This is a genomic window from Nocardia sp. NPDC004582, assembly GCF_053602115.1.
This window is the reverse complement of sequence record NZ_JBSGCY010000220.1, coordinates 1-7,351: the sequence shown is the minus strand read 5'-3', so window position 1 is coordinate 7,351 and position 7,351 is coordinate 1. Positions and strand designations below refer to the sequence as shown.

7 protein-coding genes and 1 pseudogene are annotated in these 7,351 nt (G+C 68.8%); 5 read left to right on the top strand and 3 right to left on the bottom strand.

From position 1 onward, the window contains the following. Positions 1–449: pseudogene (locus tag ACWELJ_RS32570) on the top strand (zf-HC2 domain-containing protein); the annotation flags it as partial. Here ACWELJ_RS32570 and ACWELJ_RS32565 read toward each other — a convergent pair. The 3 genes from ACWELJ_RS32565 to ACWELJ_RS32555 form a co-directional block, all read right to left on the bottom strand. Then, complete coding sequence (locus ACWELJ_RS32565) at positions 446–1,216, bottom strand: ABC transporter permease (protein ID WP_452369916.1); 771 nt, start codon at positions 1,214–1,216, stop codon at positions 446–448. The pseudogene ACWELJ_RS32570 and the gene ACWELJ_RS32565 overlap by 4 nt on opposite strands. Beyond that, on the bottom strand, positions 1,213–2,172 hold the full coding sequence (locus ACWELJ_RS32560; RefSeq protein WP_452369915.1) for an ATP-binding cassette domain-containing protein: 960 nt from the start codon (positions 2,170–2,172) through the stop codon (positions 1,213–1,215). Before ACWELJ_RS32560 ends, ACWELJ_RS32565 begins: the two co-directional genes overlap by 4 nt. A 120-nt stretch (positions 2,173–2,292) precedes the next feature. After that, positions 2,293–2,808: an EXLDI protein gene (locus ACWELJ_RS32555; protein ID WP_452369914.1), complete on the bottom strand. Its 516-nt coding sequence runs from the start codon at positions 2,806–2,808 to the stop codon at positions 2,293–2,295. Positions 2,809–2,958: 150 nt separating this feature from the next. Between ACWELJ_RS32555 and ACWELJ_RS32550 the strand changes: the two genes are divergently transcribed. The 4 genes from ACWELJ_RS32550 to ACWELJ_RS32535 all read left to right on the top strand — a co-directional run. Then, on the top strand, positions 2,959–4,662 hold the full coding sequence (locus tag ACWELJ_RS32550) for a thiamine pyrophosphate-binding protein (protein ID WP_452369913.1): 1,704 nt from the start codon (positions 2,959–2,961) through the stop codon (positions 4,660–4,662). A 3-nt stretch (positions 4,663–4,665) separates the two neighbouring features. After that, on the top strand, positions 4,666–5,325 hold the full coding sequence (locus ACWELJ_RS32545; protein ID WP_452369912.1) for an SRPBCC family protein: 660 nt from the start codon (positions 4,666–4,668) through the stop codon (positions 5,323–5,325). Between the two features lie 9 nt (positions 5,326–5,334). After that, the gene (locus ACWELJ_RS32540; protein ID WP_452369911.1) at positions 5,335–6,378 is read left to right on the top strand and encodes a 3-oxoacyl-ACP synthase III family protein; all 1,044 of its coding nucleotides are present in this window, start codon (positions 5,335–5,337) and stop codon (positions 6,376–6,378) included. Next, on the top strand, positions 6,375–7,351 hold a 977-nt coding region (locus ACWELJ_RS32535), incomplete at its 3' end, for an aminotransferase class I/II-fold pyridoxal phosphate-dependent enzyme (RefSeq protein ID WP_452369910.1). The genes ACWELJ_RS32540 and ACWELJ_RS32535, both read left to right, overlap by 4 nt.

The window sequence follows — 7,351 nt, the reverse complement described above, 5'->3', positions numbered from 1 at the left end:
TGATTCCGTACTTCCAAGCCAACCCCGGCATCGGCGCGGCGGTGGCGGCGGCCGCCTCGGCGGTGGTCGTCGCGGTGCCGGTGACCGCCACGGTCGCCCAGTCCGACCGTCCGGCGTCGGTGCAGCAGGTGGTGGCGCAGGGTCCGCTGCGGCCGCAGACCGACACCCCGATCCAGGCCACCTTCAAGGTGGTGTCGATCAACGGCCAGACCCGGGTCGACATGTGGTGCGCCTACCCGCCGTCCGACGAGAAGGACGAGGTGTACGTGTGGACGCTGTCGATGTGGGTGACCCGCCATGACGGTGTGCAGTCCAAACTCGCCGAGTGGACGGTCAAGTCGGGCCAGACCCTGACCCTGGACGGCACCGCGTCGGCCTCGCCGGAGCAGTTGAAGACGGTGGAGATCCGCAATATGTCCGGCAAGGTCCTGCTGGCGGCCGGGCTCTAGGCGGTCTTGCGGCGGAAAGTCGTGGTGGCCCAGCAGTATCCGGCGACGGTGATCACCACGCACCAGCCGATGGCCAGCGCCCCGTTGTGCCCGATCGGCCCGCCCATCAGCAGCCCGCGCAGGGTTTCGGTGATCGGCGTGAAGGGCTGGTACTCGGCGAACTGCTTCACCCCGGCGGGCATGGTGTCGGTGGGCACCAGCCCGCTGCCGAGGAAGGGCAGCAGCATGATCGGCATGGGCAGGTTGGAGGCGCTCTCCGGGGTCTGCGCGATCAGGCCGAAACCCGCGCCCAGCCAGTTCACCGCGAACACCATCAGCCCGAGCAGCCCGAACGCCGCCAGCCATTCCAGGGCGTTCGCGTGCGGCCGGAAGCCGATGGCGAGCGCGGCCAGCGTCATCACCACGACCCCGGCCATGCCCTGGATCCAGGTGCCCACCACATGCCCGGTCAGCACCGAGGGATGCGAGAAGTGCATGGTGCGAAAGCGATTGACGATGCCCTTGGTCATATCGGTGGACACCCCGACGGCGATGCCCGCGACCATGTAGGCCGGGATCAGCAGCATCATGCCGGGTGTCAGATAGTCGATGTACCGGCCCCCGGTGGCGGACTTCAGCGCGCCGCCGAACACGAAGTTGAACAACAGCAGCAGCACCACCGGCATGACGACCAGCGCGAAGGTCATGCCGGGATACCGTTTGGCGTGCACCAGATTCCGGCGCAGCATCGTCTTGGAGTCGGCGAACGACGGGGTGAGAGTGCTCATTTCAGGTTCTCCTCGGCAGGAACGTGGCCACCGGTCAGGGCCAGGAAGACATCGTCGAGATCGGGGGTGTGCACGGACAGTCCCGCGGGCTCGACCCGCGCCGCGTCCAGCCGGTCGAGCACCTCGCGGACCGAACGGACCGCGCCGTCGCTCGGAATGGCGAGCGTGAGATCACCGTTGACCCGCGCCGCGTCGCCGAACAACCGGGCGGCGGAGTCGAATTCGGCCCGTTCGGCGAAGTCGAGCCGGATGTATCCGCCGGGCACCAGGCGCTTGAGCTGATCGGCGGTCCCCTCGGCCACCAGGCGGCCGTGATGCACCACGGCGATGCGATCGGCGAGTTGATCGGCCTCTTCGAGGTATTGGGTGGTGAGGAAGATGGTGACGCCCCGCGCGGTGAGGTCGCGGATGATGTCCCACATGGCCCGGCGGCTGCGCGGATCCAGGCCGACGGTGGGCTCGTCGAGGAAGATGATGCGTGGATCGCCGACCAGGGTCATGGCCAGATCCAGTCGCCGCGTCATGCCGCCGGAGTAGCTGGACGCGATCTTGTCGGCCGATTCCTCCAGATCGAAGGTGGCCAGCAGTTCGGCTGCGAGCCTGCGGTTCTCGGCGCGCGGCAGATGGTGCAGATCGCCCATCAGGAGGAGATTCTCCCGCCCGGTGAGCAATTCGTCGACGGCCGAGAACTGTCCGGTGACCCCGATGACCGAGCGCACCCCGTCGGGGTCGGTGACCGGATCGTGCCCGCCGACGCTGATCCGCCCGCCGTCGGGCCGCTTCAGTGTGGACAGGATCTCCACGGTGGTGGTCTTGCCCGCGCCATTGGGTCCGAGCAGCGAGAAGACGCTGCCCGCGGGCACGGTGAAGTCGATGCGGTCGAGCACGATCCGCTCGCCGAAGGATTTGCACAGGCCGGTGACGCTGATGGCCGCCGCGCCGGGTTCGAGGTTCATGTCTCCCTCTCATCAATGAATAGGCAGAATGCATGAGTTATCTACGCCGTGACCGCCGAGGCTCGCGATCAAGGTTGTTGTCGGTTACAGCTGTTCAGTTGTGCTACAAGGAATGTCGAATCAGATGTCGAGATCCTCGACGTTCGGGTGTTCGGTGGCGTCGATGACGCGGGCGTAGAGGCGATCCGGGATCTTGCCCTTCAGCTCCTGCACGGTGTCGAAGACGTCGAGGGTGAAGTCCCCCCAATTCTGTTCCCCCACACCGAGGAAGCGCCGCCACTGCCGCCAGTCCTTGAGGATGTTGGTGTCGGTCGGGAACTCCGACCAGTTGGAGAAGTGGCTGTGCACCGCGAACGCGCCTTTGCGGGTGCGGTACACCCGGATGTCCTCGATGCGCTCATTGGTCACCTGGTGCCAGTCGGTCAGCAGCGTGGCGGAGAATCGAACCTGCCGGACCCCGTCCTTGCCGACCTTGAGGACCACCTCGTCGTAGCCTTGCTGGCGACCCTCCTCCAGCTCGATGAAGCGCCGCAACGCCGTCACGATCGCCCCCGAGAGATTGCCCCCGACCAGCTCCTGAGCTCGCGCGAACAGTGTGAGGTCGTCATCGGAAACGTAGATCGTCTTGTTCGGCATGACTCCAACTATACGTAGACGTATACATACACAGCAAGCCTCGTCAGGAATCGCCTGAATTGAACCGGCGACCACTCGCTTTCGTATCCCGGTTGGAGGCAGGCGGGCACCCGTGGCGACCACCGCGTCGGCCACCGAAAGGAAGCGCCCATGCACAGCGGCACCCGGGTCGCGGACCAGCTGGTCAAGGCGGTGGCGGCGCTCGGCGTCCGGCACCTCTTCGGGGTGGGCGGCGCCAATATCGAGGACCTGTACGACGCGGCCTTCGATCAACGGGATCTGATCACCGCGGTGGTCGCCAAACACGAGTTCGGCGCGGCCACCATGGCCGACGGCTACGCGCGCTCCACCTCGGGCCTCGGGGTGGTCTGCGCGACCTCCGGCGGCGGGGCGGTGAACCTGGTCGCGGGGCTCGCCGAATCCTTCGCCTCCCGGGTGCCGCTGCTGGCCCTGATCGGCCAGCCCCCGACCGCACTGGAGGGCCGGGGCGCGTTCCAGGACTCCAGCGGACAGGCCGGCAGCTTCGACGCGGTCGCGCTGTACACGCCGATCTCGCAGTACTGCGCGCGCGTGGAGGCCCCCGCCGACCTGCCCGCGCACCTCACCCACGCGGTCACCGCGGCCCGCCGCGGCGGCCCCGCGGTCCTGTTGCTGCCCAAGGACATTCAGCAGGCCGACCTGGTCACCCCGGATTTCGTGCCGCCCGCACGCGCCTACCACCGGGAGATCGAGAGCCTGTGGCGGGTCGTGCACATCGTGCGCGGCGCCCGCGCGCTGGGCAAGATCGTGATCATCGCCGGCGACCAGGTGGCCCGCGACGACGCCCGCGACGAACTGGCCCGCTTCGCCGCCCGGCTGGACGCGGCCGTCGGGGTCGCGCCCGACGCCAAGGACGTCTACCACCACGCGGACCCGGGATTCTGCGGCGTCTCGGGCAGCATGGGCAATCCGGAACTGCTGGACGCGCTGCACGGGGCCGCCCTCTGCCTGCTGATCGGCACCCGGATGCCGGTCACCGCGCGGGCGGGGATGGAGGACGCGCTCGCGGCCGTGCCGCTGGCGAGCGTCGGCGCGCTGCCGCCGTTCCTGCCCGCCGCCCACGCGCACACCAACTACCTGGCCAAGACGCTCAACGAGCTGATCGCCGAACTGGATTCCGGTCCGGCCGAGGCCACCGCCCGGATCATTCCGCTGCGTGCGCGTCCGCGCCGCGAGCCCGCCCTCACGCCACTGCCCGTCCCGCCGTCACACGGACCCGGACTGCGGTATCGCGAGGTGGTCGAGACCGTCAACGACGCCCTGCCGCCGGGCTCGGACGTGTTCGCCGACGCGGGCAATGCCGGTGCGGCCGTGGTGCATCACCTGCGGCTGCCGCGCGGCGGCCGGTTCACCGTCGCGCTCGGCATGGGCGGTATGGGGTACGCGTTCGGGGCCGGGATCGGCTCCGCGTTCGCCCGCCACCCCCGCCCCGACGGCGGCCCGCGGCGCACCTTCGTGATCGCCGGGGACGGCGCGTTCTTCATGCACGGCATGGAGATTCACACCGCCGTCGAGCACCGGCTGCCGATCACCTTCATCGTGCTCAACAACAACGCGCACGCCATGTGCGTCACGCGCGAACAGCTGTACTACGGGGATCGCTACAGCTTCAACCGATTTCGTCCCGCGTATCCGGGCGCGGGGATGGCCGCCATGTTCCCGGACCTGTGCACCCACGCACCGGAGAACCGGGCCGAGCTCGCCGCGGCACTGCGGCACTGCCTCGATCGCCCGGGACCGTCGTTCATCGCGGTCGACTGCGATCCCGACGAAATCCCGCCGTTCACACCGTTCCTGACGCCACCCAGGAGGTAATCCGTGACCATCAGCGCCCTGCCCGCCCTCAGTGACATTCCGGACGCGGTCGTGCCCGGCCTGTTGCGGATCGAGAACTCCGATCGCGACGCCACCACCCCGATCATCCTGGACATGCTCCGCTCGGTGTATCCCCACGACCAGATCTTCGGCGACTTCTGCCCGGTCCAGGGCTATATCGAGGCCCCGCCGCGGGACCTGTACGAGTACCTCGCCGACACCCGGTGCCTGGAGGAGTGGACCTACAGCCTGCGCGGATTCACCGAGACCGAGGAACCTGGACTGTGGGAGTCCTACGACCGGCTGGGCGAGGGCACCCGGATCTACACCCGCACCGTGGCCAATCCCGACGCCATGACCGTGGACTACCACTGCGCCTGGGATCAGCGCGAGCACCTGTGGATGGTCTATCTGATGCGGGTGGTCGACGCCCAGGTGGTGTTCGACAAGCCGGGCTCGGTGGTGCTGTGGACGAACTGCCATCACCCGTTCTACGACAAGAATCCGTACCAGGACACCGCGCCCGCGAAGCGCAAGGTGTGGGTGGGCGACTTCTGGGAGATGTTCTCCGCCGGACACCAATTGGAGCTCGACAATCTGCGGGCCATCGCGGAATACCGCGCCGCGCACGGGCTGCCCATCAAGCCCGCCTGGATGAAGTGAGGACACGGCATGGACTTCACCGACCCCTCGCTGCGGATGCCGCCCGCGGTCAGTCTGGTCGACGTCGCCGGGTATCTGCCCGGTGATCCGGTCGGCACCGAGTACTTCACCCGGTTCTCCCGCTCGGACCGGATGGCCAAGAACGTCATGTTCCGCGCCCCCACCGGCCGGCACCACGCGGGGCGCGACGAGACCGCCGTGGACATGGTCGAGCGGGCCGTGGCTCCGCTCATCGAACGGCACGGCGCGCAGGAGATTGCGAACATCGACGTGCTGCTCACCCACACCCAGCTGCCCGACAATCCCGTGCTGGGCGCGGGCCCGGAGGTGGCGCGCCGGCTGAACATGAAGCCGCGCTGGGTCTTCGACATCCACAACGGCGGCTGCGCGGCCTTCGTGCACATGATGTGGACCGCGCGCATGATCCTGCAGACCACCGACGCGCGCACCGCGCTCATCGCCTGCACCCAGAACTGCGCGGGCTCGGTGTTCACCCAGCCCGACATCCGCGGACTCGCGCAGGCCCCCGTCCCCGGCGACGGCTGCGGGGTCGGGCTGCTGGTGCGCAACAGCTCCGCGCCCATCCTCGACATCGAATGCCGCACCTATCCCGAATTCGCGGGCGATATGGAATTCAGCACCAACGGCGACCGCAAGTACTGGGAGCCCGGCGAGGGCCAGGGCTGCGTCACCTTCACCGAATCCAAGGTGGCCAAGGTGATGACGCGCGGCAACCGGCTGGTGCCGGAGGTCGCGCAGGCGGTGTGCAAACGGATCGGGGTCAAGTCCAGCGATATCGACACCTTCGTCACCAACCAGCCCAATCGGCTGTTCCTGCGCAACTGGAACGAGGCCATGGAACTGCCGCCCGAACGCCATCCCGACACCTTCGACAGCTGCGGAAACCTGTTCGCCGCGGGCATTCCGGTGACTCTCGACGCCGAGAACCGGGCGGGGCGGCTGCGTAATGGCTCGGTGGTGCTGATGGCCGCCTTCGCGCACGCCGGCGACTTCGCGGGTGCCGCGGCCGTGCGCTGGGGAGCCGCCCGATGACCCGGCCCGTGCGGTGGCCGACCGGATCGCGCGGCGACTCCGCCGCCGTCCGCTTCGACCTGAGCCTGAGCGAGAATCCGTTTCCGCCACTGCCTTCCGTCATCGCCGCGATCGACTCCAGCCTCGGCGGGGCCAACCGGTACCCGGAATTCCTGCCGCAACGGCTGCCCCGGCTGATCGGCGAGCACCTCGGGGTGGACACCGACCGGATCGTGGTGGGCGCGGGCGCGACCGGGGTGGCCATGCAGATCATGCAGACCCTCCCCCGGCGCGGGTCCGACTTCGTCTATGCCACACCGACCTTCGACGGCTATCCGATCATGACGAACATGGTGGGGCTGCGGCCGGTGGCGGTGCCGCTGGATCGCAACGGCCGGCAGGACCTGTGGGGCATGGCGCGCGCGGTCGGCGACCGTACCGGACTGATCGCGGTGTGCCGCCCGCACAATCCGACCGGCACCGTGGTCGGGGCCAGCGAACTGAAGGCGTTCCTGTGCTCGATCCCGGCCCGGGTGCCGGTGATCCTGGACGAGGCCTACGTCGAATTCCTCGGCGCGGCCGACGCACTGGACCCGGTCGAACTTATCCACAGGCATCCCAATGTGCTGGTCCTGCGCACCTTCTCGAAGGCGTACGGGCTGGCCGGACTGCGGATCGGCTACGCCTTCGGTGCGCCGGAGCTGACGCGGCGGGTGCGGCGGCTGCAACTGCCGTTCGGGGTGCCCGGCCCGGCGGTGGCCGCGGTGCGCGCCTCCTATGCCGCGGAAGCCGAACTGGGCGAACGGATTCTGCGCATCACCACCGAGCGGGAGCTACTCCGGATCGACCTGCGGCGCGCGGGCATCCGGGTACCGCGCTCGAGCGCCAACTTCCTGTACCTGCCCGGCCGCGACATCGCGCCCGCGCTGGCCCGCGCCGGGATCGCGGCCAAGCGGTACCCGGACGGCAGCGCCCGCATCTCGGTGGGCGATCC